We start from the raw sequence: 26,063 nt of genomic DNA on the forward strand, positions 1-26,063 counted from the left end.
GTGGGCGGAACGTCAGACGCCGCGGGCCGACACGATCGAGACCATGCGCTCGAGGGCGTAGACGGGATCGCGGGTGGCGCCCTTGACGTTCGCGTCGGCGTCGGCGACGGTGACGATCGCGGTTCCGAGGCCGTCGCCGGTCCAGCCCTGGAGGTCGCGGCGGGCCCGATCGACCTGCCAGGGGGCGAGGCCGAGGCGGGAGGCGATCTGGCCGGAGCCCTCGCGGGAGCCGGCGACCTTCGCCATGGCGCGGAGCTTGCTCGCGAAGGCGGCGACGATGGGGACGGGATCAGCGCCGGAAGCGAGCGCGTGGCGGAGGCCGAGGAGCGCCTCCCCGTGGCGTCCCGCGATGGCGGAGTCGGCGACCGTGAAGGCGGTGGTCTCGACGCGGCCGCCGTAGTACTTCGCGACGGTCGCCTCCGTGATCTCGCCCGGGGAGTCGGAGATGAGCTGCTGGCACGCGGACGCGAGCTCGTCGAGGTCGTCGGAGAAGGCTGAGACGAGCGCGCGGATCGCTCCCGTCGTCGCCGTGCGGCCCGACGTGCGGAACTCGGCGACCGTGAAGTCGACCTTGTCGCTCTCGCGCTTGAGCTCGGCGCAGACGATCTCGACGCCTCCCCCGGTGCCCGACCGGATCGCGTCCAGCAGCTTCTTGCCGCGGTTGCCACCGGCATGCCGGAGGACGAGCGTGGTGCCGTCGGCGGGAGCGTCGAGGTACGCGAGGGTCTCGAGGAGGAAGGCGTCGGTGCACTTCTCGACGCCGGAGACACGGATCAGGCGCGGCTCGTCGAAGAGCGACGGGCTGGCGAGCGTGATCAGCTCGCCGGGCGCGTAGCCGGCGGCATCGATGTCGCTGACCTCGAGACTCGGATCCTCCGCCCGGAGGAAGTCGCGGAGGAATCGGACCGCGCGGTCGGCGAGGAACTGCTCGGGACCGGTGATGAGGACGATGGGTGCGGGCCGCGTCTGGTTCCATGCGAGCTGCGGGATCGCCGCCTTAGACGGTGCCGCCTTCGCGCGCGCCGGTGCCCTGCCTGCCATGCCGTCGTCCTTCCGTGACCGTCCAACCCTAGGGTCTGCTCGCCCGCCGACCGTATCGTCGACCTCCGACATCCTCCTCACCTCGGATGCTCGGAGGAGCTCGAGTCGCGCCGATCCGAGCTGAACGCGCGCAGGCCCACGGCTGTCTCCGATCCCTGACCTGCCGTGCCGCGGCCGCGCTCGCCACGCCGGAGCCGAGCCGCTCGGCCGACACGGAGACCGACGCGCCGCTCGACCACAGCGCCACTCCGTCGGCGCGTGACGAGAGCACGACCGTGCCGTCGAGGTCGGTCCGCAGCGCCTCGGTGCCGCGCTCGGCGAGCAGGGCCAGCAGCGACGGGGTCGGGTGGCCGTAGTCGTTGCCGAGGCCGACCGAGATGAGGCCGATCCGGGCACTGAGCGCGTCGTAGAGGGCCGGTGACTGGTCGGCGGAGCCGTGGTGCGCCACCTTCACCACATCGACGCGGCCGACGCCGAGCCGCGCGACCCTCCCCTGCTCCTCCTCGCCCAGATCGCCGAGCATCGCGACCGAGAGGGGCGCACCGATCGCATCCGCGCCGATGTCGACCCGGAGGGTGACGCTCGCCGGGTTGCCGCGCAGCGAGCTCTCCCGCTCGGGCCAGACCACCTGCCAGCGGAGAGAGCCGAGGGCACCGGAGTCGCCGCGGACGGCCACGCGGACGCTCGCGCCTCCGTTCTCGAGAGCGCGGTGATCCCGCTCGTCGTCGGCGCGGTCGGCGGGGCCGACCAGCGCGGCGTCGACGCGACCGACCACCGCCTCCAGCCCGCCGACGTGGTCGAGGTCGTAGTGGGTGAGGACGAGCAGCGCGATGCGGTCGACGCCGAGCAGATCGAGGCAGGCGTCGAGCGGCTCCGGGAGTGGGCCGGTGTCGACGAGGAGCACGCCGGCGTCGCCACGGAGCAGCACGGCGTCGCCCTGGCCGATGTCGCACATCGCGATGCGCCAGTCGGCGGGAATCGCGGCTGAGCGGAGCAGCGGAGTCGCGACGGTCGACGCACCGGCCGCCACGAGGGCTCCGGTCAGCACCAGTGCCGAGAGGCGCCGCAGCACCGCGAGTCGGGCGGAGCGCGTCACGACCAGCAGCCCGAGGACGGTCAGGGTCGTCAGCGCCACGACTCCGCCGACGCCCGGCCACCAGGCGAGCCGCGGTGAGGGCCAGGTGGCGACGGCCCGGGCGATCGAGGCGATCCACCAGGCGGGTACCGCTGCGAAGCCGATGGCCGCATCGGCCGCCGCCGGCCACCACGGTGCCAGCAGGCAGCCGATCAGCCCGAGCCCGGTGGCGGCCGGCGCTGCGGGCTCGGCGAGCAGATTCGCGAGCACGCCGTAGACCGGCACGGACGGATCCACCAGCAGCACCACGGGCTGGCAGGCGATCTGAGCCGCGATCGGGACCGCGAGCACGAGGGCCAGCGGGCGGGGCAGCAGCTCGCCGAGCCGCCGCGCGATCGGCTCGGCGAAGAGGAGGAGGCCCGCCGTCGCGAGGACGGACAGCACGAATCCCAGTTGGCCGGCGATGCTCGGATCCAGGACCACGAGGACGATCACGCTCGCGAGGAGCGAGGGGACGGCGGCCCCGGAGCGGCGTCCGAGCCGTGCGAGCAGGACGACCGTCGCCATCGCTGCCGCGCGCACGACGCTCGGCTCCGGCGTGACGAGGACGACGAACGCGGCCAGGGTCGCCAGCGCCGCAATGGTCCGGAGGCGGCGTCCCGCTCCGAGCAGCGCGGCGACCGTCCACCCCGCGATGACGACGACCGCGCAGTTCGCCCCCGACACCGCGGTGAGGTGCGTCAGCGACGCCGTCTGCATGTCGTCCTCGAGTCCGGGGTCGAGCGCCGAGGTGTCGCCGGTGGCGAGCCCGGGCAGGAGGCCCGCGACATCGCCTCCGAGCCGGCCGGCCCGCTCGAGGAAGGTCGACCGGAGGAGCTCGGCCACGGCGGCGACGCCGGTCGGTGCGCTCCGCTCGATGACAGCCGAGGCAGTGAGGAGGGTGTCGTCGCCGACCGCTCCCTCTCCCCCGTCGGCCCGGCCCTCGAGCACGAGCTCGGAGGCGACGGGCAGCCGTCCGCCCGGCTCGGCGAGGAAGACGCGCACCGGCGCCGAGACGTCCTCCTCGTCGAGACGCAGAGCAGTCGCGTCGAACCAGACACCGCCGGTCGCGAGCGGACGGGCCGCCGTGTCGACCCTGACCCGCAGGGAGACCGCGGCGCGCGACTCCGCGGCCGCGACCAGCGCCGGCGGGTGCCGCTGCGGCGCGGAGACCACGACCGAGGTGACCGCCAGCGCCGCTCCGGCCAGCGCGACGACGATGACACCTGCGACGACCGCTCCCCGCCTGTGCCGCACAGCGATCGCCAGAGCGAGTCCGAGAGCCGCGACCACCCAGGCCAGCGCGACGACCGCGCCTCCCCACTCGAGAACACCGGCGATCGGGAGACGCCCCGTGAGCGCCCCCGCCGCCCAGACCGCGAGGGCACCCGGGAGCAGCCGCAGGTCGTGCCCTCTGGTGCCGATCACGGTGCGACCCTCTCGCGGAACGCCTCGAGTGTCTTCTCGCCGATGCCGGGCACCTCGAGCAGCTGATCGACGGAGGTGAACGGGCCGTTCGCCTCCCGGTACGCGACGATCTTCGCTGCGGTCGAGGGCCCGATCTCGGGCAGCTCCTCGAGCTGCGCGGCCGTCGCGGTGCTGAGGCTGACGACCCCGCCGCTCGCCGGCGCGCCTCCTGCCGCAGGAGCCCCGACCGGAGCCGCGCCCTGCGCCGGCACCAGGAGCTGCTCGCCGTCGACCAGGCGCCGCGCGAGATTGACCGCCGCACGATCGGCGACGTCGGTGAACCCTCCCGCCGCCGCGAGTGCATCCGCCACCCGCGCTCCCGTATCGAGGAGGTAGAGCCCTGGCTCGGCCACCTCTCCCGCGACGTGCACGTAGACCATCTCGACGGAGACGGCCGTCGTCGGCGCGACGCTCTCGGCCGGCGGGAGCACCCGTGTGCGCCCGGCGGCCTGAGCCCCCGCGAGCAGGACCGCCACCACCGCCGCGGCGATCACCAGCACGACCGCCGCACCGAGCCCGACACGCCACCGGGGCCGCGTGCGTCGCGGTCGTCGCAGCAGCGCCGACAGCTCCTCCTCGTCGGTCTCCTCGGTCTGCTGCATCCGCCGACGGTAGGTCCGCAGGTGCGACCCCCGCGGGCCGGGTCCCCGGATCCGTGGAACGACGAAGGGGCCCGTCCGCTGTGGAGGAGCCCCTTCGGGACGAGTTACGCCGGCTTGGTCACCAGGTTCACCAGACGCGGGGCCCGGACGATCGCCTTCACGACCTCGCGACCGGCCAGAGCACGAGCGACACCCGCGGTGGACCGCGCCTTCGCCTCGAGCTCGTCCGACGAGATCTTCGGCGACACCTCGAGGCGGTCGCGGACCTTGCCGTCGACCTGCAGGATCGCGGTGACCTTCTCCTCGACGAGGAGCGTCGGGTCGGCCTTGCGCCACAGCACGTGCGCGATCGGCGCCTGGTAGCCCAGGCGGCTCCACATGTCCTCGGCCGTGTACGGCGCGAACAGGTTGAGCGCCATCGCGACGACCTCGGTCGCCTCGCGGACGGCGGGGTCGCCCGCGCCGGGCCCGGAGTCGATCGTCTTGCGGGTGGCGTTGACGAGCTCCATCAGGCGCGCGACGACGACGTTGAACTTGAACGCCTCGATCAGGCCCGGGGCCTCGGCGAGGAAGCGGTGCGTCTGGCGGCGGAGCGCGGCGTCTCCGCCCTTCCACTCGACGTCGGGCTTCGTCGTGACGTCCTTCGCGAGGCGCCAGGCGCGCGCGAGGAACTTCGCGCTGCCCGACGGCGACACGTCGGCCCAGTCGATGTCGTCCTCCGGCGGGCCGGCGAACGCCATCGTGAGGCGCACCGCGTCGACGCCGAACTCGTCCAGCTGGTCCGACAGGCGGACGATGTTGCCCTTGGACTTCGACATCGCGGCGCCGTCCATCTGCACCATGCCCTGGTTGAGCAGCGCCGTGAACGGCTCGGTGAACGAGACGTAGCCGAGGTCGAAGAGCACCTTGGTGATGAACCGCGCGTAGAGCAGGTGCAGGATCGCGTGGGTGACGCCTCCGACGTACTGGTCGACCGGCGCCCACTTCTCGGCGAGCTTCGGGTCGAACGCCTGGGTGGAGTCGTTCGGCGAGAGGAAGCGGAGGAAGTACCACGACGAGTCGACGAAGGTGTCCATCGTGTCGGGGTCGCGGCGTGCGGGCGTGCCGTCGACCGGGTTCGGGACGTTCACCCAGTCCTCCGCGGCGCCCAGCGGCGAGGAGCCCTTGGGCTGCAGGTCGAGCCCGTCGGTGGACGGCAGGACGACGGGCAGCTGGTCCTCGGGGACGGGGATCAGCTCGCCGTTCTCGCCGTGGATGATCGGGATCGGCGTGCCCCAGTAGCGCTGGCGCGAGATCAGCCAGTCGCGGAGGCGGTAGTTCTTGGCCGAGCGGCCGCGTCCGCGCTCCTCCAGCAGCTTGATGACGCGCTCGATCGCGGTGCGCTTCGAGAGCCCGTCGAGCGGCCCCGAGTTCATCAGACGGCCGTCTCCGGTCAGCGCCTCGCCGGTGACGACGGGGTCGACGGAGTAGCGCTTCTCGAGCTCGGCGAGCTCGTCCGGGTCCTCCGGGATGACCGGGATCGCACCGGTGACGGGAGCGGTCGTATCGACGACGACCCGCACGGGCAGGTCGAAGGCGCGGGCGAAGTCGAGGTCGCGCTGGTCGTGCGCGGGGACGGCCATCACCGCGCCGTGGCCGTAGTCGGAGAGCACGTAGTCGGCGGCCCAGATCGGCAGGCGCTCGCCGTTGACGGGATTCACCGCGTAGCGGCCGAGGAACACGCCGGTCTTGGGGCGGTCGACGGTGAGACGCTCGATCTCGCTCGACTTCTGCACCTTCTCGAGGTAGCTGCGGAACGACTCGCGCACCTCGGGCTCGGCGCTCTCGACGAGCTCGGCCGCGAGGTCGGAGTCGGGGGCGACGACCATGAAGGTCGCTCCCCACAGGGTGTCGGGGCGGGTCGTGAAGACGGTGACCCGCTCGTCTCGGCCCTCGATCTCGAACTCGACGTCGGCGCCGATCGAGCGGCCGATCCAGTTGCGCTGCATGGCGATGACCTTCGAGGGCCACGAGCCCTCGAGCTGGTTGAGGTCGTCGAGCAGGCGGTCGGCGTAGTCGGTGATCTTGAAGTACCACTGCGTGAGCTTCTTCTTGACCACGACCGCGCCCGAGCGCTCGGAGGTGCCGTCGGCGAGGACCTGCTCGTTCGCGAGCACGGTCTGGTCGACCGGGTCCCAGTTGACCCAGCTGTCCTTGCGGTAGGCGAGCCCCTTCTCGTACATCTTGAGGAACAGCCACTGGTTCCACTTGTAGTACTCGGGGTCGGAGGTGTGGATGACGCGTTCCCAGTCGAACGAGGCCGCGTAGCGCTTCATCGAGCGCTTCTGCTGCTCGATGTTGTCGTAGGTCCACGTGACGGGGTTGAGGCCGCGCTTGATGGCCGCGTTCTCGGCGGGCAGGCCGAAGCTGTCCCAGCCGATCGGGTGCAGCACGGTGAAGCCCTGCTGGCGCCAGTAGCGGGCGATGACGTCGCCGAGCGCGTACGCCTCGGCGTGACCCATGTGCAGGTCGCCGGAGGGGTACGGGAACATGTCGAGCACGTACTTGCGCGGGCGCTTGTCGCCCTCGGCGTCGGTCGCGAACGGGCGCGACTCCTCCCAGATCGGGAGCCACTTGTCTTGGAGGGCGCGGAAGTCGTAGCGGTCCTCGTCGTGGGGGCCGGTGTGCGCGGAGGTGTCTTCTGCCACGGGTGTGTCTCACTTCTGAAGGGTGGGGAGGACGCGCGCGACCACGCGCCGGCGTCCGACGAACCACCCTACTGGCCTCTAGTGGCCGGGCGACGAATCCTCCGCGGCCTCGGTGTCGACTCCGAGGACGGCGAGCAGCGCCCGGGCTTTGAGGCGCGTCTCCTCGACCTCCTCGGCCGGCACGGACAGCGCGGTGATGCCTCCGCCGGTGCCGATCCGAGCCGAACGGGCGTCGAGGACGAGGGTGCGGATGGTCATCGCGAGGTCGAGCGAGCCGTCGGAGCCGAAGCGGCCGAAGGCGCCCGAGTAGACGCCGCGCGGTCCGCCCTCGAGCTCGCGGAGGAGCTGCACCGCCCGGCGCTTGGGCGCCCCCGTCATCGATCCGGCGGGGAACGTCGCCTCGAGCAGCTGCGCGACGCCCACTCCCCAGGCGGGCCGCGCCGAGACCTCGCTGACGAGCTGGTGCACGTGCGGGTAGCTCTCGACCTCGAGGAGCCGGTCGACCCGGACCGAGGCCGGCTCGGCGATGCGGGCGAGATCGTTGCGGACGAGATCGACGATCATGACGTTCTCGGCACGCTCCTTGACGCTCGCGAGCAGCTCGTCGCGCAGCCGGGCGTCCTCGGCCGGGTCGCTCGAGCGGGGCCGGGTGCCCTTGATCGGATGCGTCGCCACCCGCCCGGTGATGTCGCCGGTGAGGAAGCGCTCGGGCGACGCGCTGACGAGGGCGCGGTCGCCGACGCGGATCAGGCCGCCGTGGTGGCTGGGGCTCGATCGGCGGAGCCTCCGATAGCACTCGACCGGGTCGAAGCGGCCCTCGACCACGACCTCGTTGGTGAGGCACAGCTGGTACGCGTCTCCCGCGCGGATCGCGGCCTGGCAGCGCTCGATCAGCGCGAGGTAGTGGGCGGAATCGTGCCGCCAGCGGATCGCGCCCGCGGGCTCAGAGGGGCGCACGACCTCCGCCGCGGTCGAGGCGGCGAGCGCCTCCGCGAGCCGCTCCGCCTCGGCCCGGCGCTCCTCGGTGAAGACGACGGCGAGACTGTGGGCGGAGTGGTCGAACTCGAGCACGGGGTCTCCGCGCAGCAGGACGGAGCCGGGCGGAGCCTCCGGGTCGGCGGGGAGCGCGACGAACGGCGCACCCGCCTCGTACGTGATCCAGCCGTAGCGGCCGAGCGCCCGATCTCCCGCACCTTCGAGCCTGGGCCACTCGTCCCCGACGAGCACCTCGTCGAGAGCGCACGCCCCCTGGTACGAGCGGCCCGTGGCTGCGTCGATCCCGGAGTCGAGCCAGAAGGAGGCGGGCGCGTCGCGGAACAGGGCGAGGTAGGCCCGTTCGGGGTCGACCCACGGCAGCGCGAGACGGTGGGCGGCACCGTGCGGAGGTGCGGTGCCGATCACTCGGATAGCGTAGGCCGTCGTGGACGACGACAGCGTGCTGAGGTGGGACGGGAGCGCTCTCGGACCGGCACCGGCCGGCTCGTCCCCACTCGATGCGGCGGACTCCTGGCTCGTCGTCGACGGGCGTGTACGCGGGCTCGACCTGCACCGCGAGCGGTTCGTCCAGGCCGCGGCCGGCTCGGCGGACGCCTCCGACTTCTTCGACGCCGCGATCGCCGCACTCCCCCGCACCGGCGAGCACTTCCCCCGCGTGGAGCTCACCGCGGGCGTCCTCCAGCTGCGCCTGCGCCCGGCTCCCCCGCGGGGCCGGTCCGTCGTCCTCTGGACCAGCCCCGTGGATCCACGGCGCACCCCTGAACGCAAGGGACCGGACATCGGCCGCCTGGCCCTCCTGCGCAAGCGGGCGGCCGCCGCCGGTGCCGACGAGGCCGTGATCCTCGGACCCGACGGCGCGATCGTCGACGGCGCCTCGAGCGCCGTGATCTGGTGGCTCGGCGACGCCCTGGTCCTTCCTCCTGCCGACTCCCCCCGCGTGTGGAGCGTGACCGCGCGCACGCTCTCGGTGCTCGCGGGCGCACTCGGAGTCGACGTCATCGAGGCTCCGGCCGAGCCCGCCTCGCTCGACGGCCGAGAGGTCTGGACCGCGAACGCGCTGCACGGCCTCCGGCTCGCCACCTCCTGGGTCGACGGGCCGGCGCTCGCCGCAGAACCGGGCCGCCTCGACACCTGGCAGCGGCGCCTCGATGCTCTGAGGCGGCCTCTGCCCTGAGCGACGGCCTCTGCGCAGGCGGTCCGCGCCGACTCCGCTCGATCGCCGCGCACCGTGAGAGCATTCGAGCGGTGCTGGTCGGCGGTGCCGATCCCCCCTCTCGAGAAAGCCCAGCGATGACGCCTCCCCTTCTCCGTTCTCCCGCCGCAGCGCTCGTCGCGCTGATCGCGTCGGGTGCACTCCTCCTCGGCGCGACTCCCGCCCTGGCCGCCGAGAGCGAGGGACCGCTGTCGTACTCGCACGACGCTCCCGCTGCCGAGGCGCCGACCGACTCGGCGCCGGTCGCGGCTGCCGAGGCGGCCCGAGCCGCCGACACCTACTACAACGCGCTGTCGGGCGGCGAGGAGCTGACGGCGGGCGAGAGCATCGTCTCGACCAACGGCGCCTACACCTTCGTGCTGCAGGCCGACGGCAACGCCGTCACCTACGACTCGAACGGCCGACCCACCTGGAACACCGGGACGCAGGGGCGCGGCGACCACCTCGCCATGCAGACCGATGGCAACGTCGTCGTCTACGACGCGCAGGACCGCCCCGTCTGGTTCACCGGGACCGGAGGCGAGCCGGGCGCCGTGATCACCATCCAGGACGACGGCAATCTGGTCGTCTACCGCGCCGACGGCTCGCCGGCCTGGGCCAGCAGCGTCGGTGGCCGCATCGCTCCTCCCGCCGTCTCGGAGCTGCGCCCCGGACAGACCCTCGCACCGGGGCGTCAGCTCGATTCCGTCAGCGGAGGCAACCGTGCCGTGATGCAGCAGGACGGCAACTTCGTCGTCTACGGGCCCGGAGGTGCGCTCTGGTCGACGGGGACGAGCGGCCCTGGAAACCGACTGGTTATGCAGTCCGACGGGAACGCGGTGATCTACGGAGCAGGGAACAGCGTCCGATGGGCGTCGGGAACGGCGGGCAACCTCGGCGCGACGATGGTGCTGAGGAACGACGGCTCGCTCGTCATCGCGGTCGACTCCGGCGTCATCTGGAGGAGCGTGCCCCTGGCGAACCAGGACACGCTCGGCCAGGGCGACAGCCTGAGTCCCGACGGTTCGCTCACCTCGAGCAGCGGATCCTGGCGCGCGACGATGCAGCGCGACGGCAACTTCGTCGTCTACGGCCCTCGCGGAGCGGACTTCGCGACCCGGACCTCCGTGCCCGGCAGCCGATTCACGCTCTCCCGCGACGGTGTGCTCTCGGTGGCAGCCTTCCAGACGTCCTGGACCGCTTTCCCGAGGACCTACTTCGGCATCGGTCAGCCTGGGATCGTCACGCCGTACCGCCTCGTCATGCAGAACGACGGCAACCTGGTGGAGTACGACGGCATCGGACGCCCTGTCTGGGCGAGCCGCGGGCTCTGAGCCGACGCGCAGCAGTGCGCTCGCGGCCGGCACGTCCCGGTCGAACGGCCCTCTCGCGGAGCTCGACCGCCACCTCAGCTGAACTCGACCGCCGTCCGCGCTGCATGATGGAGGGATGAGCGACGCCGGCGACTTCATCCGCGCCGCGCTCGAGTACGAGGGCGACGTCTGGCGGGCCGAGGACGTCCGCGACCGGCTCGGTCTCGACGGCACCGGAGCGTCGGTCGGAGCCGTCCGCGGGACGGTGCGCGACGCCCTGAAGAAGTTCCCCGACCTCGGCCACGACGAGATCACCGCACTGTCGTCCGAGCTCTGGACGGCACCGGTGTTCGAGCCGAGGCTGGCGGCCGTCGTGCTGCTGCAGTCGCGCGCCGCTCTGCTCCGCGCCTCCGACCTGACGCGGCTCGAGGGCTTTGTCCGAGACTCCCGCGTCGACGCCCTGACCGACCCGCTCGCGCACGACGTCGTCCGCCCGTTGCGTGAGGCTCTCGACGGCCAGGCCCGCTCGCGCACCGAGGCCGTCCTCGACCGCTGGGCCACCGAAGGGGGACGCCTGGCGCGAGCCGAGCGGATCGTCAGACGCTGACGGCCGTGCCACCTCCGACGACGATTCTGCGGTCGAAGGCGAGCGACGGCTCCACGCGGTGCGCGATCAGGACGACCGTGCGGCCGTCCGCGGCCCGCAGCAGATCGGCGAGCAGCGCATCCGCGACAGGTGCGTCAACCGACGCCGTCGGCTCGTCGAGGATCAGGACGTCGAAGTCGGCGAGCAGTGCGCGCGCGAGCCCGAGCCGCTGGGCCTGACCGCCCGAGACGAGGGCCCCGCGCTCGCCGACCCGCGCGTCGAGTCCTCCGCGCGCGGCGGCCCAGGAGGCGAGACCCACCCGGCCGAGGACCTCCTCGAGGACCGCGTCGTCCGCCTCCGGCCGTGCGAACAGCAGATTCTGGCGGATCGTGTCGTCGAAGAGGTAGGGCTGCTGCTCGACGAGGCCGACGACGCGGCGGACCTCGGCCTGGGGCAGGGTCCTCGCCTCCACTCCCCCGATCCGGTAGGAGCCGGAGTACTCGAGGAAGCGCACGAGCACGTGGGCGAGCGTGGTCTTGCCCGAGCCGCTGCCTCCGGTCACGAGGACGCGGGACCCGGCCAGGAGGTCGAGGGAGACCCCCGCCAGCGCCGGCGCCGGAGAGCCGGGCCAGCCGGCGGAGAGATCGCGGAGGAGGATGTCGCGCCCGCCGGGAACTCGCGCGCCGGGGTCCACCGCGGCGTCGGTCGCCAGAGCGGGCGAGGACGCCTCCCGGTCGAGGTCGGCCAGGCGCTGGGCACCCGAGAGAGCGGTGCGCGCCGACTGCACGGCGAGCGGAGCCGCGGCCATCACCTCGAAGACCGCGAGCGGCACCAGCACGATCACGCCGAGGGCAGGCCCGCCGAGGTCGGCGAAGGACGGAGTCCCGAGTGCGAGAGCGGCCCAGACCGCGCCACCCGAGCACAGGGCGAGCACCGCCGCCGTGAGACCTGCCGAGGCCGCCCGACGCCGTGCCGCGCGGGTGAGCGCCGCCTCCGCCTCCTCGATGCCGGCGACGGCATGCTCGGCCGCGTCGAACGCGATCAGCACGTCGAGCCGCGTCACGAGCAGGTTCACGCGCTCGGCCAGCTCGCCGCGCAGTGGTGCCAGCTCACGGTCGGCCCGCGCCGACAGGAGGCCCGCCCCTGCGGCCGATCCCGCGAAGCCCAGCACCAGCAGCGCGAGCAGCACCAGCCCCATCGCGGGCAGGAGGAGCCACACCCCGACCACCGCGGCCGTCGCGACGACAGCAGAGACGATCAGCGGTTGCACCACACGCAGCGGTACGTCCTGCTGCGAGTCGACATCGGCGATCACCCGCGAGACGAGGTCACCGCGCCGCACGCGACCCAGACCGTCGGGCGCGATCGGCACGAGTCGCTCGTACACTCCTGCCCGCAGCTCGGCGAGGGCTCGGAAGGCGGCGTCGTGCCCGCTGAGTCGCTCCAGGTAGCGGAAGAACGCGCGCGCCAGAGCGAACGCCCGGACGCCGACGACCGCCATCGAGAGGAAGAGGATCGGCGGCTGCTCGGCGGCGCGCACGATCAGCCAGGCCGAGCAGGCGAGCAGCGCCACGACGGAGGCGGAGGAGAGCAGCCCGAACGAGAGGCCCGGGAGGAAGCGGCGCGCGGGCGGCATCGCGGCGCGGAGGATGTCGGCGCGCCTCATCGGAGCACCACCCTCGCCGGCGCGAGAGCGAGCACCGCATCGGCGGCGGCGAGGGTCGCCGGCCGGTGGCTCGCGACTATCACGATCACTCCGCCGTCGGCCAGGGTGCGCAGCCCCTCGAGCACGGCGTGCTCGGACTCGGCATCCAGTGCGGCGGTCGGCTCGTCGAGCACGAGGACGCGGCAGCCGTGCTCGAGCACGCGATGGATCGCTCGGGCCGCCGCGACGCGTGCGCTCTGGCCGCCGGAGAGGCCCGTCCCCTCCGCATCGACCCGGCGGTCGGCGTCGACATCGGCGCCGGCGAGCTCGAGGGCGTGGCTCACACGGGCGGGGTCGGGCGCGCGGGTGCCCAGCTCGACGTTCGACGCCACGGTGCCCGGCAGGAGGTCGGCTCGCTGACCCGCCCAGGCGAGCCAGGGCCGGTCGGAGCGGGGCAGGACGACCTCTCCTCCGAGGGTCACGGTGCCGGTCGCCTCGACGAAGCCCGCGAGAGCGGCGAGGAGGGTCGACTTGCCCGATCCGCTCGGCCCGGCGACCGCCGTGATGGTCCCCGGCGAGAACACCGCGTCAGTGGGGGCGAGCACGCGCCCGGCGCCGTCGTCGACCGCGAGGGCACGCAGCTCGAGCGGGCCGACACCCGAGGATGCCGGAGTCGCCGCGGGAAGCTCCGTCGCGCGCTCGATGACCGCGAACGCCTCCTCCGCCGCCTGAACACCGTCGGCCGCCGCGTGGAACTCGGCGCCGACCTGGCGCACCGGCAGGAACACGTCCGGCGCGAGCACGAGCACGAACAGCCCGATCGCGAGCCCCAGCGAGCCGTCGACCAGCCGCAGACCGATCGAGACCGCGACCAGGGCGACCGAGAGCGAACCGGCCAGCTCGAGCACGAACCCGCTGACGAACGTGACCCGAAGCACCTTCATGGTGTGCACCCGGTACTCCTCGGTCAGCGCCCGGATGCGCGCGCCCTGGCGCTCGGCGCGCCCGAAGATCTTCAGCGTCGCCAGCCCGCCGACCGTGTCGACGAAACCGGAGGCGAGGGCCTGCAGCCGTGCCCACTGCCGCCTCTGCACGGCCTGCGTCGCCCAGCCGATCAGCACCATGAAGACGGGTATCAACGGCAGCGTCACGATCAGGAACAGGGCGCTCAGCGGATCCGCGAGGAACACGACGAGAGTCAGCAGCGGAGTGGCGACAGCGGTCGCGATCAACTGCGGCAGATAGCGGGCGAAGTAGCCGTCGAGAGCCTCGAGGCCGCCGCCCAGCAGCGCGACGACTCCGCCCGATCCCCCGCCCGCTCGACCCGACGGACCGAGCGCGACCAGCGCCTCCAGGACGGCGTGCCGCAGCTGGGCCTTCGCGCCGACACCGCCGCGGACCGCGTTGACCTCTGTCGCCCACGCCAGCCCCGCCCGAGCGACCACGACGGCGAGCAGCGCCGCGAGGAGAGGGGCGAGCTCTGCGACCGGACGCCCGTCGATCGCCCCCGCCACCAGCTGCGCGACCAGCCAGGCGAAGGCGACGATCGCCAGCGTCCGCGCCAGCGCCAGCGCGCCGCCCAGCACCAGGAACAGGCGTGCCGAGCGGGCGTAGCGGAGCAGTCGCGGATCGAGGGGCTTCACGTCAGAGCGTCACGTCAGTGGGCGTCGACCGGGATGTGCGTCCGGGTGATGCGCTTGCGGAAGACCCAGTAGGTGAAGGCCTGGTAGCCGACGATGAGCGGCACGAACACCAGGGCGGTCCAACTCATGACGGTCAGCGTATAGGGAGTGCTCGAGGCGTTCTCGATGGTGAGGCTGTTCGCGATGTCGTTCGACGCCGGCATGACCGCGGGGAACAGCGTCGTGAACAGAGTCAGCACCGCGAGCGCGATCGTGCCCGCGAGCAGAGCGAAGGCGCGCCCCTCGCGACCCCGCACGTTCGCGAGCCATGCCAGGATCAGCGTGGCCGCCGCGGCGACCGAGAGCAGCCAGGAGGCGGCGCTCCCCTGCGCCAGGTTCGTCCAGGCGAGGAACAGCGCGGCGACCACGATCGTGACGAGCCCGGAGCGCGAGGCGAGCCTCCTGGCACGCTCGCGGATCTCGCCGTCGGTCTTGAGCGAGACGAAGACCACGCCGTGCGTGAAGAACAGCAGCAGGGTCGTCGCCCCGCCGAGCAGGGCGTACGGGTTCAGCAGGTCGAGCACGGTGCCGACGTAGTTGTGGTCGGCGTCCAGCGGCACGCCCTGCACGATGTTGGCGAAGGCGACGCCCCAGAGGAACGCGGGGACGGCCGAGCCGATGACGATCATCGTGTCGAACCGCTTCTTCCACGCCGTCTCGGGCCGCTGGTGCCGGTACTCGAACGACACTCCGCGGAGGATGAGGGCCAGCAGGATCGCGAGCAGCGGCAGGTAGAAGCCGCTGAACAGCGTCGCGTACCACTCCGGGAACGCCGCGAACAGCGCGGCTCCGGCCACGATCACCCAGGTCTCGTTGAGATCCCAGACCGGGCCGATCGTGTTGATCAGGACCCGGCGGTCGGTGTCGTCCCTCCCGAGGAACGGCAGCGACATCCCGACCCCGAAGTCGAAGCCGTCGAGCACGAAGTAGCCGATGAAGAACACGGCGACGATCCAGAACCACATCGTGGGCAGATCGAGCTGCGCGAGATCCATGTGCGTGCCTTCCTCAGTAGACGGTGCCGACGAGCTGCGGGCGACCGCTCTCCTCGTCGATCTCGGGGGCGTCGTCGGGGCCGGCCTGCGCCGCCTTCAGGATGAGTCGGAACTCGACGACCGCGAGGGTCCCGTAGATCGCGGTGAACGCGAGCAGTGAGATCAGGACCTCGAGTCCGCTGACCCCGGGAGAGACGCCGTCCTCGGTCTTGAGCAGCCCGAAGACGAGCCACGGCTGGCGGCCCATCTCGGTGAAGATCCAGCCGACGATCATGGCCAGCAGCGGCAGCGGAGCGGCCCAGGTCGCGACCTTCCACATCCACTTCTTCGGCTCGCGGCCCTTGCGGGTGAACCAGAGTCCGGCGGCAGCGACGCCGATGGCGAGCACGCCGAGCGCCATCATCCAGCGGAACGACCAGTAGGTGACCCAGATGATCGGCGTGTAGTCGCCGGGGCCGTAGACCTGCACGTACTGCGCCTGGAGGTCGTTGATGCCCTCGACGGTGCCCGTGAAGGTGTGGGTGGAGAGGAACGACAGGAGGTAGGGGATGCGGATCGAGAACAGCTCGCTCGAGCCGTCGGGCGTGCCCCAGGTGAAGATCGAGAACGAGGCGTCCGCGCCGGTCGACGTCTTGTAGAGCGCCTCCGCCGCCGCCATCTTCATCGGCTGCGTGTCGACCATGGCGAGACCGAGCGAGTCGCCCGTGAAGAGGGTGAGACCGCCGCTGATGAGCATCATCCACGCGCCGAACTTCAGCGCCGGACGCATGGTCTCGAGGTGCTGGTTCCGCGACAGGTGGTAGGCGGCGACGCTGATGATCACGGCCGCCGAGACCATGAAGCACGCGAAGATCGTGTGCGGGAAGGCGGCGAGCGCGACCTTGTTCGTGAGCAGCGCCCAGATGTCGGTGAGCTCGGCGCGCCCCTTGGTCTCGTTGATCTCGAAGCCGACCGGGTTCTGCATGAACGCGTTCGCGGCGATGATGAAGTAGGCCGACAGGGTCGTCCCGAGGGTCGTGAGCCAGATGGTGGCGAGGTGCAGCTTCTCGGGCAGCTTGTCCCAGCCGAAGATCCACAGGCCGATGAACGTCGCCTCGAGGAAGAACGCGAGCAGGCCCTCGAACGCGAGGGGTGCGCCGAAGACGTCGCCGACGAAGCGGGAGTAGTCGCTCCAGTTCATGCCGAACTGGAACTCCTGGACGATGCCGGTGACGACGCCCATCGCGAAGTTGATCAGGAAGATCTTCCCGAAGAACTTCGTCAGCTGCAGGTAGTGGATGCGGCCGGTGCGCACCCAGCAGGTCTGGAAGATCGCGACGGTGAGCGCCATGCCGATCGTGAGCGGCACGAACAGGAAGTGGTAGATCGTCGTCAGGCCGAACTGCCACCTCGACAGCAGGAGTGGATCCAGGAGTTCGTTCACGACCCCGAGCCTAGGTCGGCGCCGGGCGCGCAACGGCCCCGGATCCCAGTACTGGGGCGGATGTGCGGGCCGGCGCGGCCTCGCGGCGACACCCTTTCCGGGGTGCTTCCGCGGCGCCTCCTCCCACCCCTCGGAGACGAGTCACTCGACGTCGAGACAGTACGTCTCGACGTCGAGCGACCGCCCCGCGAGGGTCGGGCCGAGAAGGGCCCTCTCTCGACGGAGGCGCTCTCGGGACCCTCTCGACGACGAGCGATCGCGGACGAGCTCCGATCCTCCAGAACCTGCTGGAGGATCTTCAGCACATTGTCAGCGAACGGCGGGCCGAGTGCGCCGGTGAGAATCCGTCCGCACGGCGCGCGTTGGACGCTCACGCGGCGCCACTGCTCAGCCGCGGCACCGTACGATCGACCCATGCCGAGCAAGGGGAGCTACGCCAAGGGTGTCGCCAAGCGCGAGGAGATCCTGCAGACCGCACTCGAGGTGTTCTCCCGCCAGGGGTACCGCCGAGCGTCGCTGCGCGAGATCTCGGAGGCAGTCGGGCTGACGCAGGCCGGCCTCCTGCACTACTTCGACTCCAAGGAGGAGCTCTTCGCCGAGGTCCTCCGCAAGCGCGACGACGTCGACCGGGTCGCCTACGACCTCGACGAGAGCGGCGATCCCGCGATCGCCGGTCTGGTCCGCCTGATCCGGCACAACAGCGAGGTCCCCGGTCTCGTGCACCTGTACGCGACGCTGTCGGCCGAGGGGACGGACGAATCGCACCCCGCGCACGACTTCTTCGTCGACCGCTACCGGACGACCACCGAGGTGCTCGCCGAGAGCGTCCGTGCCGATCAGCGCGAGGGGCTCATCGCGGGCGACATCGATCCCGAGGTCGCCGCTCGAATGATGACCGCGCTGGCCGATGGCCTGCAGATCCAGTGGCTGCTCGACGACGATGTCGACATGGGCGGCATCGTCGAGACCTTCTGGGCGCTGCTCAAGCGCGTCCGCTGACAGGCTCCTGGCGTGAACGACCTGCTGACCGGGATCCTCGCCTTCGTGGTGAGCGTGCCGCCCGTCTGGCGGACGCTGCTCGCGGGGCTCGCCATCTTCTTCGAGACGACGATCCTCGCCGGCCTGATCGTGCCGGGCGACACCATCGTGATCGTCAGCGCCACCGGAGTCACGACTCCGCTGCAGTTCGTCGCCCTCGCCCTGACCGTGATCATGGGTGCCCTCTGCGGCGAGTCGGTCGGGTTCTACCTCGGCCGCTGGTTCGGCCCGCGGATCCGGGCCTCGAGACTCGGGCGCCGGCTCGGCGAGAAGAACTGGGTGCGCGCCGAGCGCTACCTTGCCCGGCGCGGCGGGATCGCGGTGTTCCTCTCCCGCTTCCTGCCCGTGCTGCACTCGCTCATCCCCCTCACGGTGGGCATGAGCGGGATGCGCTACCGCACGTTCATGGCCTGGACGACGCCCGCGTGCATCCTCTGGTCCTTCGCCTACGTCGGAGTCGGCGCCGCGGCCGCGGGCGGCTACCGCGAGCTGTCGGACAGCCTGCACTACGCCGGCTACCTCTTCGTCGGCGCGATCGTGCTCTTCGCGCTGATCGTGCTGGGCGCCAAGAAGCTCCTGAAACGAGCGGAGGCGCGTCACCTCGACGAGTGACGCGCCCCGCGCGGTGGTGCAGGAGCCGATCAGTCGACGAGACCGGCCGACTGCAGCCACTCGGTCGCGATCGACGCGGCCGACTTCTCGTCGTTCACGCTCTCGGCGTTGAGCGACACGAGGTCCTCGGCGGTCAGCTTCGCGCTGACCGCATTGAGCACCTCGGCAGCGTCGTCGTCGACCTTGTCCGAGACGATCGGCACAACGTTGTCGGCGACGAACAGACCGTCCGGGTCCTCGAGGGCCACGAGGTCGTTCGACTGGATGTTCGGGTCGGCGGTGTAGATGTTCGCCATCTGGATCTGGTTGCTGGTCAGCGCGTCGACCGTCGTCGATCCGCCGCTGTCCTCGATCGCCTGGAACGTGGTGTCGATGCCGTACTTCGACTTGAGTGCCTCCGGCCCGTAGGGGCGCGTCTGCAGCTCCGAGTTGCCGCCCAGCACGATGGGGTCGGTGACGTCCGCGAGCGAGGCGATGTCGGTGAGGCTCCACTTGTCGGCGAAGGCCTTCGTGACCGTGTACGAGTTCTGGTCGCTCGCGTCGGCGGCGTCGAGGGCCCGGAGACCGTCGGGCAGCGCCTCGGTCAGAGCGGAGTAGACGTCGTCGGCGGTCGTGGCCGTCGTGTCGGGCTCGAGGGCCTGGAGCAGGCTGCCGTCGTACTCGGGGAAGACGTCGATCGATCCGCTCTCGATCTCGGGCAGGTAGATCTCGCGCTGGCCGATCCGGAGCTGCCTGTCGACGGTGAAGCCGTCGTTCTCCAGTGCCTGGGCGTAGATCTCGGCGATGATCTCGTTCGAGTAGTAGTCCTGCGAGCCGACGACGATGGTCTCGCCGCCCTCGGAGGAGCCGGAACCCGATCCCGAATCGAGCGGATCGCTGGACGAGCACCCTGCCAGTGCCACCACGGCACCGACCGCGAGTGCGCTGAGCGCGACACGGCCCTTCTTGGTTGCTGTGAACATGTCTATTTCCCTTCGTCGATGGGCATTCCCACCACCGCGCGTCGTCGGGTCGACGAGGCGCGGACACTTGTGCGGCCGGAGGCCAGGCCGAGCACGACACCGCGCGGGACGGCGACCCGCTGCAGGACGGCGAACAGGATCTCGCTCAACAGCGTCAGAGCGATCACGATGATCGAGCCCGCGAGCATCTGCGGGTAGTCGCCCGCCTTCACGCCCTGGAAGATGTAGCGCCCGAGACCGCCGGCTCCGATGTAGTCGGCGAGAGTCGCGGTCGCGATGATCTGGAGGGCCGCCACCCGGAGTCCGCCGAGGAGCAGCGGGAGCCCGAGCGGGATCTCGACCTTGGCGAGGATCTGCCACTCGGTCATGCCGACCGAGCGCGCGGCGTCGACCGTCCGCCGGTCCACGGCCTCGAGGCCGGAGTACGCACCGGCGAGCACGGACGGGATCGCGAGGATCACCAGTGCGATCAGCGGAGCGCCGAGCCCGAGGCCGAGGCTCATCGCGGCGAGCACGAGCACACCGAGCGTTGGCAGGGCGCGGAGCCCGCCGGCGACCGGCACCGCGATGCCCTTGCCGCGGCCGGTGTGCCCGATCAGGTAGCCGAGCGGGATGGCGACAGCGGAGGCGATCACCAGGACGAGGAGGCTGATGCCGAGGTGCTGCGCGACCCGCGTAGGGATCCCCTCGAGACCCGTCCAGTGCGACGGGTCGGCGATCCAGGCGAAGGCCTCGATGATCAGGTTCATGCGGTCACCGCCTTCTCGACGCGCGCGGCGCGCCGCTTCGAGCGAGCGCGGTCGACGGCGGTCCAGGGCATCAGGAGGCGCCCGAGCAGCACCAGGATCCCGTCGAGCACCAGGGCGAGCGCGATCGTCAGGACGATGCCCGTGATGATCTCGCCCGAGATGCCGCGTTGGAACCCGTCGGTGAAGAGCAGGCCGAGGCTCTGGATCCCGAGGACCGCGCCCACTGTCACGAGCGAGACCGTGCTCACCGTCACGACGCGAAGACCCGAGAGCAGCACCGGACCGGCGAGTGGGAACTCGACCCGCCAGAAGCGCGCCCAGGCCGAGTAGCCCATCGCGGTCGCCGACTGCGTCACGTCCTCCGAGACAGCGCCCAGCGCATCGGCCGTGGTCCGCACCATGAGGGCGATGCCGTAGAGCGTGAGGCCGATGATGACGTTGGCGGTCGAGCGCAACGGGATGCCGAGGATCGCCGGGAGCAGGATGAACATCGCCAGCGACGGGATCGCGTACAGCACGCCCAGAGCGGTGAGGACCGTCCCGCGGCTCCAGCGGTAGCGGTTCGCGAACCAGCCGAACGGCAGCGAGATCACGAAGCTGAGGATGATCGGAGGCACCGACAGGAGGAGGTGCGCGATCAGGTTCGTGATGATCGAGTCGGTGTTGTTGACGACCCAGTTCACGCGCCCGCGCCGTCCTGTCCTCGGAGCACGCCGGTCGGGCGACCGTCGCCGTCGACGACGATCCTCGCTCCGTCGCGCTCCTCGATGCGGAGCGAGCGCTTGCCGCGGTCGGCGCCGATGAACCCGGCGACGAAGTCGCTGGCCGGAGCCGCGAGGATCTCGGCCGGCGAGCCCTTCTGCGCGATCCGGCCGCCCTTCTCGAGGATGACGACCTGGTCGCCGAGCAGGAACGCCTCGTCGATGTCGTGCGTGACGAAGACGACGGTCTTGTCGAGCTCGCGCTGGAGGCGGAGCGTCTCGCGCTGGAGGTCGGCGCGAACGAGAGGATCGACGGCGCCGAACGGCTCGTCCATCAGGAGGATGTTCGGGTCGACCGCGAGTCCGCGGGCGACTCCGACGCGCTGCTGCTGACCACCCGAGAGCTGGCTCGGGTAACGGGTGGCGAGGGCCCGGTCGAGACCGACGGTGTCCATCAGCTCGAGGGCGCGGTCGTGCGCGGGCTTCTTCGCGACTCCGTTGAGCCGCGGCACGGTCGCGATGTTGTCGATGACCCGGCGGTGCGGCAGCAGACCCGAGTTCTGCATCACGTAGCCGATACGGCGCCGGAGCGAGACGGCCGGGAGCTTCGAGATGTCCTCGCCGTCGATCTCGATGGTGCCGCCGGTCGGCTCGATCATGCGGTTGATCATCCGGAGGATCGTGGTCTTGCCGCAGCCGGACGAGCCGACGAAGACGGTCGTCTCCCGCGACGGCAGCACGAGCGAGAAGTCGTCGACCGCTCGGGTGCCGTCCGGGTACTGCTTGCTGACTCCGCGGAACTCGATCACGACGTCTCTCACCCTCGTTGCGCGGTCCCGTGCAGAACCTCTGCGACAGCCAAACACCATTCGGAGACCGCTGCCAACCTGGATGGCACAGTGTTGCGCCCGAGCCCCCGGCCGACTAGGGGCCGTATGCGGGCCTGTTCCGCCACGCGCGGCCGACCTCGTCGACGGGGTGGGGTCTCCCCGCGCCCCTGCGGGGCTACTCGACCGGCGAGCGGGTGGCCAGGTAGGCGCTGTTCCACCTCGAAGCGTTCGGCTTCGGTCCCTGGACAGCCGAGGCGGACGGGTGATTCGCGTGCGAGCGAATCGGCCTAGCCGTTCGCAATACGCTCCACCCGCGCAACCACCTCGACGAGCCGACCGCGCCACGCCGCGCGGGGAGCAGCGCGGACGACGAAGGGGCGGGCCCGCGGGCCCGCCCCTTCGTCGCAGCTCACACAGCTCCGTAGTGCATCGACAGGTAGTTGCGCAGCAGCGCACGGCTCTCGTCGATGAAACGCTGGTCGCCGTTCGGGTCCATCAGGAAGGCTCGCGTGAGCATGGCGTCGGCGACCTCGACGGTCACCTCGAGGCGGAACGACAGCTGCGCGCCGCCGGGCAGTCCGTACTCGGAGGCGAGGATCTCGGCGAAGCGCCGCGCGAAGAAGCCCGCCTCGAAGGCCTCGCCCGCCACCTCCGGGGCGTGGATCGTGTCGACGAAGCGGATGGAGCGGAAGCCGGGCTCTGTGCGGTGCATCTCGCAGAACGCGTCGACGGCGCAGTCGACCGCACCCCACCAGTTGGCGGGGTGCGTCTCGCGGATCTCGGTGATGACCTTCTTGCGGAAGCGCTCGAGCGCGCGCTCGCGGAGAGCCTGCAGGACGGCGATGCGGTCCGGGAAGTAGCGGTACACCGTGCCGATCGCGGCGCCCGCGCGCTCGGCGACCATGGCCGTCGTCAGGCGGTCGAAGCCGACCTCGTCGACGACGGCGGCGGCGGCGTCGAGCAGGGAGGCGAGGCGCGCGGCACTGCGGACCTGCACGGGCTCGTTGCGGACCTGAGGGGATTCACCGAAGGGTCGGTCGACGAGATTTCCAAGAGGCACGGCAGGCTCCTTCGGTGACGGTTCCTACAATCGTACGCAGGCGAACGCGACCTCCGCGTCCATTCGCCGAACGTCTCTCGCGTTTCGTGCCCCCGGAAGGGCGGCGGACGCGCCGACCCCCCACCGTGCCAGGAGGACCCATGTGCGGACGCTTCGTCCTCTCGCAGACCACCGCAGATCTCGTCGCGCTGTTCGACATCGACGACCAGGGGCCGGACCTGCCGGAGCCGTCCTGGAACATCGCTCCGACCCAGCGGATCGCCGTCGTCGCCGAGTCGATGAAGGGCGTCGAGGAGGGAGAGCCTCCCCGCCGGCGCCTGGCCGCCGCGCGCTGGGGTCTCGTGCCCCGGTCGGCCGCCGGCCCGTCGGCAGGGGCTCCGCTGTTCAACGCGCGCATCGAGTCCGTCGCCGAGAAGCCCTCGTTCCGGGAGTCGTACGCCGCTCGCCGGGCGATCGTGCCCGCGTCGGGCTGGTACGAGTGGCGCGTCGGTTCCGACGGCGCCAGGTCGCCGGTCTTCATCGCCCCCGAGGGCGGGTCGCTCGTGCTGTTCGCGGGCATCTACGAGTGGTGGCGCTCGTCCGAGCCCGGGGCGCCCTGGCTGCTCTCCGCGACGATCCTGACCAGGCCGTCGGCGGGGGCGGTGGCGGGCGTGCACGAGCGGATGCCCGTGCTGCTGCAGCCCGAGCTCATCGAGGACTGGCTCGACCCGAACACCGAGGCCGACGGCTCCCTGCTGCGTGCCGCCTCCGACGGTGCGGGCGAGCTGGCCGAGGAGCTCGACATCACGCCCGTCGGCGATGCGGTGGGATCCGTCCGCAGCAACGGCCCGGAGCTGATCGAGCCGCTCGCCTCCTGACCCGGCGGGTGGTCGCGGGCGAGGAACGACCGGCGACAGCGAGACATCGGCGAGCCTTCAGGTCGCCGCGAGCCGACAGGGTTCTGACAGACTGTGCGGATGCCGCTGACGCCTGAGAGCAAGCCCATGAGCGCCGGGGCGGCCGAGGTCCTGCACCGCGCCGCCCGCCTCGAGGACCGTCTCCATGCGTTCCGGATGGGCCGGGTGAAGCGCAAGGGCTATGTCGCCCGCGTGATCCCGTACACCGGCTACGGCACGACCGTGCAGCTGCGGGTGCTGGCCCGCGTCCTCTACACCCGGCCGACCCCGCCAGGGGCCGAGGAGGTCCGCCCCGTCGAGGGCGTCCGCGGCTGGAGGAGCTTCACGAGCGTCTTCGTCAGCGCGGCGAAGGTGTCGGTTCAGGTCGACGGGCAGCGCCACGAGGTCGTCGCCGACCGCGGCGGAGTGGTGGACGCCGACATCCCGATCGCACTCGAGCCGGGATGGCACACGATCACGTTCACCACCGCGGGCGCGACTCCCGTCGAGGCCCCCGTGTTCATCGCGAGCCCGGAGGCACGCATCGGCCTGGTCTCGGACGTCGACGACACCGTGATGGTCACCGCCCTCCCCCGGCCCTTCATCGCCTTCTGGAACACGTTCGTCCTCGACGAGCACGCCCGGATGCCCACCCCGGGCATGGCCGTGTTCCTGGACCGCTTCGCGCGCCGCAACGAGGGCTCGCCGGTGATCTACCTCTCGACCGGGGCCTGGAACGTGGCGCCGGCGCTCACGCGGTTCCTCTCACGGCACCTGTACCCCTCCGGAGCGCTGCTGCTCACCGACTGGGGCCCGACGCACGACCGCTGGTTCCGCAGCGGCAAGCAGCACAAGGAGGAGAACCTCCGCCGTCTCGCAGCCGAGTTCCCGGACGTGAAGTGGCTGCTGGTCGGCGACGACGGCCAGCACGACGAGGAGATCTACTCGGACTTCGCGCACGAGCACCCCGACAAGGTCGCGGCGATCGCGATCCGCCAGCTCTCGACCGGTGAGGCGGTGCTCGCGGGGGGACGCTCGAAGGCGGCCGACCGCTCCGAGACGAGCGGCACGACCTGGGTCTACGCGCCCGACGGTGCGGGCATCTCGGAGCAGCTGACGGAGCTCGGCGTCCTCTGACGCACCTTCGGGCTGGTCCGGCTCGCAGGAACACGTTCGGCTCGCAGGAATCCGCGGATTCGGCGAGCCGAACTGGATTCTGCGAGCCGGAGGTGCTTCGGAGGGGTGGCACGACGACGCCGCCCGGCCCCGGAGGGAACGGACGGCGTCGGCGCGGACGGAGCGGACTACGCCTGGTGCGCGGCCTGCAGGTCGAGGGTGATGGTGACCTTCTCGCCGATGAGCACGCCACCGGTCTCGAGGGCGGCGTTGTAGGTGAGACCGAAGTCGGTGCGGTCGATGGTCGCCTTGGCGGTCAGACCGGCCTTGTAGTTGCCGTAGGGGTCGGAGCCGAAGCCGCCGAACTCGACCTCGAACGTGACGGGCTTGGTGACGTCCTTGATGGTCAGCTCGCCGTCGACGAGGAAGTCGTCGCCGTTCGCGCGGACCGCGGTCGAGACGAAGTGGATCTCGGGGTACTTCTCGGCCTCGAAGAAGTCGCCGGTGCGGAGGTGACCGTCGCGGTTGGGCTCGTTGGTGTTGACGGAGGCGACCTCGGCGGTCGCCTCGACCTTGGAGTCGAGCGGGTTCTCACCGGTGGTGAACGTCGCGGTGAAACGCTCGAACTTGCCCTTGACCTTGCTGATCATGAGGTGACGGACACTGAAGCCGACCTCGCTGTGCGTGGGGTCGATGACCCAGGTGCCGGCCTTGTAACCGGGAATGGTGATCGTGTCCGTCATGATGTCTCCTCGAGAGTCGTCGTCGTGGGGAGTGCTCCCCGTCCGATACATGCAAGCGTATCGACGATCCTGATTATTCCATGTAGCGACAACCTTTTTTGTGAACTCTTCGCGAAGCGGAGGGAGCGCCGCAGATCCTCTAGGCGCCGGTGATCCTCGAGCCGGAGTGTGGGGCGGCGCGAGTCGTCCGGTTCTGGCGCAGTTGCCGGTCCCGTGTCGGTACTCGCTGGTTCGATCTCCGTATGGCAGTTGCAGCAGAAATGAGACCCGCGGAGGCGTCACTCGACGCGATCCGCGAGGGCGCCGACGAGGTCGGCCGGCTCGCCCGCAACGCGTCGCCGGCTCTGCTCGCGGCTGCCGAGAAGCTCTACAAGGTGTACCGGGCAGCGCTCTCGATCCCGCTCGCGTTCGCCCGGGGCGGCCTGTCGAGCAGCGAGTCCCACGACCTCGTCGAGCGCTCGATCCGCGCCGAGCTCGCGGTCGGATCGGGGGTCTCCGAGCGGGAGCTGTCGCGCGAACTCGAACGCGCCCATCTGCTCGTCGAGGACCTGCCGCTGACCCGGGCGGCGCTCGCGGCCGCGCGGATCAGGTGGCGGGCGGCCGAGGTGATCTGCTCGGTCGCCGCGCTGCTGCC

At 71.3% G+C, this 26,063-nt stretch carries 23 protein-coding genes; 8 read left to right on the forward strand and 15 right to left on the reverse strand.

Translation table 11 applies throughout. From position 1 onward, the window contains the following. Positions 1-12 precede the first annotated feature (12 nt). The 5 genes from holA to ASG06_RS15965 all read right to left on the reverse strand — a co-directional run bounded on the left by holA (position 13) and on the right by ASG06_RS15965 (position 8,312). A complete protein-coding gene (gene holA / locus ASG06_RS15945; RefSeq protein WP_056044325.1) occupies positions 13-1,041 on the reverse strand; it encodes a DNA polymerase III subunit delta in 1,029 nt (342 codons plus the stop codon). Between the two features lie 28 nt (positions 1,042-1,069). Then, entirely contained in the window at positions 1,070-3,583 is a 2,514-nt protein-coding gene (locus ASG06_RS15950) for a ComEC/Rec2 family competence protein (RefSeq protein ID WP_056044327.1), read from the reverse strand. Beyond that, positions 3,580-4,224, reverse strand: a complete 645-nt coding sequence (locus ASG06_RS15955; RefSeq protein ID WP_082499297.1) for a ComEA family DNA-binding protein — start codon at positions 4,222-4,224, stop codon at positions 3,580-3,582. Before ASG06_RS15955 ends, ASG06_RS15950 begins: the two co-directional genes overlap by 4 nt. Before the next feature lie 104 nt (positions 4,225-4,328). Then, complete coding sequence (leuS, locus tag ASG06_RS15960; RefSeq protein WP_056044328.1) at positions 4,329-6,911, reverse strand: leucine--tRNA ligase; 2,583 nt, start codon at positions 6,909-6,911, stop codon at positions 4,329-4,331. A 78-nt stretch (positions 6,912-6,989) separates the two neighbouring features. Further along, on the reverse strand, positions 6,990-8,312 hold the full coding sequence (locus ASG06_RS15965) for an anthranilate synthase component I family protein (protein WP_231727786.1): 1,323 nt from the start codon (positions 8,310-8,312) through the stop codon (positions 6,990-6,992). Between the two features lie 19 nt (positions 8,313-8,331). Here ASG06_RS15965 and ASG06_RS15970 point away from each other — a divergent pair, with 19 nt between their 5' ends. The 3 genes from ASG06_RS15970 (at position 8,332) to ASG06_RS15980 (ending at position 11,019) form a co-directional block, all read left to right on the forward strand. Next, the gene (locus ASG06_RS15970) at positions 8,332-9,081 is read left to right on the forward strand and encodes an aminotransferase class IV (RefSeq protein ID WP_082499298.1); all 750 of its coding nucleotides are present in this window, start codon (positions 8,332-8,334) and stop codon (positions 9,079-9,081) included. Positions 9,082-9,197: 116 nt separating this feature from the next. Then, positions 9,198-10,433 carry a hypothetical protein gene (locus ASG06_RS15975; RefSeq protein ID WP_056044330.1) on the forward strand — a complete coding sequence of 412 codons (1,236 nt, stop codon included), beginning with the start codon at positions 9,198-9,200 and terminating at the stop codon, positions 10,431-10,433. A gap of 115 nt (positions 10,434-10,548) precedes the next feature. After that, a complete protein-coding gene (locus ASG06_RS15980) occupies positions 10,549-11,019 on the forward strand; it encodes a DNA alkylation repair protein (RefSeq protein WP_056044331.1) in 471 nt (156 codons plus the stop codon). Here ASG06_RS15980 and cydC read toward each other — a convergent pair. Genes cydC through ASG06_RS16000 form a run of 4 tightly spaced genes read right to left on the reverse strand, consistent with a single transcriptional unit; the run spans position 11,009 to position 16,743 of the window. Continuing rightward, positions 11,009-12,664, reverse strand: a complete 1,656-nt coding sequence (gene cydC, locus ASG06_RS15985; protein WP_056044333.1) for a thiol reductant ABC exporter subunit CydC — start codon at positions 12,662-12,664, stop codon at positions 11,009-11,011. The genes ASG06_RS15980 and cydC overlap by 11 nt on opposite strands. After that, positions 12,661-14,286 (reverse strand): thiol reductant ABC exporter subunit CydD, encoded by a 1,626-nt coding sequence (cydD, locus tag ASG06_RS15990; protein ID WP_056044334.1) that lies wholly within the window; start codon positions 14,284-14,286, stop codon positions 12,661-12,663. The genes cydC and cydD overlap by 4 nt, the downstream gene beginning before the upstream one ends. A gap of 14 nt (positions 14,287-14,300) precedes the next feature. Next, entirely contained in the window at positions 14,301-15,320 is a 1,020-nt protein-coding gene (gene cydB / locus ASG06_RS15995) for a cytochrome d ubiquinol oxidase subunit II (protein ID WP_056044336.1), read from the reverse strand. 13 nt (positions 15,321-15,333) lie between these two features. Beyond that, the gene (locus tag ASG06_RS16000; RefSeq protein ID WP_056044338.1) at positions 15,334-16,743 is read right to left on the reverse strand and encodes a cytochrome ubiquinol oxidase subunit I; all 1,410 of its coding nucleotides are present in this window, start codon (positions 16,741-16,743) and stop codon (positions 15,334-15,336) included. Positions 16,744-17,157: 414 nt separating this feature from the next. Here ASG06_RS16000 and ASG06_RS16005 point away from each other — a divergent pair, with 414 nt between their 5' ends. Both ASG06_RS16005 and ASG06_RS16010 read left to right on the forward strand, forming a co-directional pair. After that, positions 17,158-17,742: a TetR/AcrR family transcriptional regulator gene (locus tag ASG06_RS16005; protein ID WP_056044340.1), complete on the forward strand. Its 585-nt coding sequence runs from the start codon at positions 17,158-17,160 to the stop codon at positions 17,740-17,742. A gap of 12 nt (positions 17,743-17,754) precedes the next feature. After that, on the forward strand, positions 17,755-18,393 hold the full coding sequence (locus ASG06_RS16010; protein ID WP_056044342.1) for a DedA family protein: 639 nt from the start codon (positions 17,755-17,757) through the stop codon (positions 18,391-18,393). Positions 18,394-18,422: 29 nt separating this feature from the next. On the opposite strand, the gene ASG06_RS16015 is transcribed toward ASG06_RS16010, so the two are convergent. The 5 genes from ASG06_RS16015 to ASG06_RS16035 all read right to left on the reverse strand — a co-directional run bounded on the left by ASG06_RS16015 (position 18,423) and on the right by ASG06_RS16035 (position 22,695). Beyond that, positions 18,423-19,355: an ABC transporter substrate-binding protein gene (locus tag ASG06_RS16015; protein WP_056044344.1), complete on the reverse strand. Its 933-nt coding sequence runs from the start codon at positions 19,353-19,355 to the stop codon at positions 18,423-18,425. A 2-nt stretch (positions 19,356-19,357) separates the two neighbouring features. Next, positions 19,358-20,104: an ABC transporter permease gene (locus ASG06_RS16020; protein ID WP_056044347.1), complete on the reverse strand. Its 747-nt coding sequence runs from the start codon at positions 20,102-20,104 to the stop codon at positions 19,358-19,360. Beyond that, the gene (locus tag ASG06_RS16025) at positions 20,101-20,787 is read right to left on the reverse strand and encodes an ABC transporter permease (RefSeq protein ID WP_056044349.1); all 687 of its coding nucleotides are present in this window, start codon (positions 20,785-20,787) and stop codon (positions 20,101-20,103) included. The genes ASG06_RS16020 and ASG06_RS16025 overlap by 4 nt, the downstream gene beginning before the upstream one ends. Continuing rightward, positions 20,784-21,614, reverse strand: coding sequence for an ABC transporter ATP-binding protein (locus tag ASG06_RS16030; protein ID WP_056044352.1), 831 nt, complete (start codon positions 21,612-21,614; stop codon positions 20,784-20,786). The genes ASG06_RS16025 and ASG06_RS16030 overlap by 4 nt, the downstream gene beginning before the upstream one ends. A gap of 430 nt (positions 21,615-22,044) precedes the next feature. Further along, a complete protein-coding gene (locus ASG06_RS16035) occupies positions 22,045-22,695 on the reverse strand; it encodes a TetR/AcrR family transcriptional regulator (RefSeq protein ID WP_056044354.1) in 651 nt (216 codons plus the stop codon). 140 nt (positions 22,696-22,835) lie between these two features. Between ASG06_RS16035 and ASG06_RS16040 the strand changes: the two genes are divergently transcribed. Together ASG06_RS16040 and ASG06_RS16045 are read left to right on the forward strand one after the other, a co-directional pair. Then, the gene (locus tag ASG06_RS16040) at positions 22,836-23,552 is read left to right on the forward strand and encodes an SOS response-associated peptidase (protein WP_056044356.1); all 717 of its coding nucleotides are present in this window, start codon (positions 22,836-22,838) and stop codon (positions 23,550-23,552) included. Positions 23,553-23,651: 99 nt separating this feature from the next. Beyond that, positions 23,652-24,707, forward strand: a complete 1,056-nt coding sequence (locus tag ASG06_RS16045; RefSeq protein ID WP_056044359.1) for an App1 family protein — start codon at positions 23,652-23,654, stop codon at positions 24,705-24,707. Between the two features lie 167 nt (positions 24,708-24,874). Here ASG06_RS16045 and ASG06_RS16050 read toward each other — a convergent pair whose 3' ends face one another. Further along, positions 24,875-25,429, reverse strand: a complete 555-nt coding sequence (locus ASG06_RS16050; protein WP_056044361.1) for a YceI family protein — start codon at positions 25,427-25,429, stop codon at positions 24,875-24,877. Between the two features lie 242 nt (positions 25,430-25,671). On the opposite strand from ASG06_RS16050, the gene ASG06_RS16055 reads away from it, so the two are divergent. After that, positions 25,672-26,063 (forward strand): hypothetical protein (locus ASG06_RS16055; RefSeq protein WP_156697665.1); only part of this gene is annotated, 392 nt, incomplete at its 3' end.

The organism is Rathayibacter sp. Leaf185, assembly GCF_001423885.1.
In the GTDB taxonomy this organism is placed as follows: domain Bacteria; phylum Actinomycetota; class Actinomycetes; order Actinomycetales; family Microbacteriaceae; genus Rathayibacter.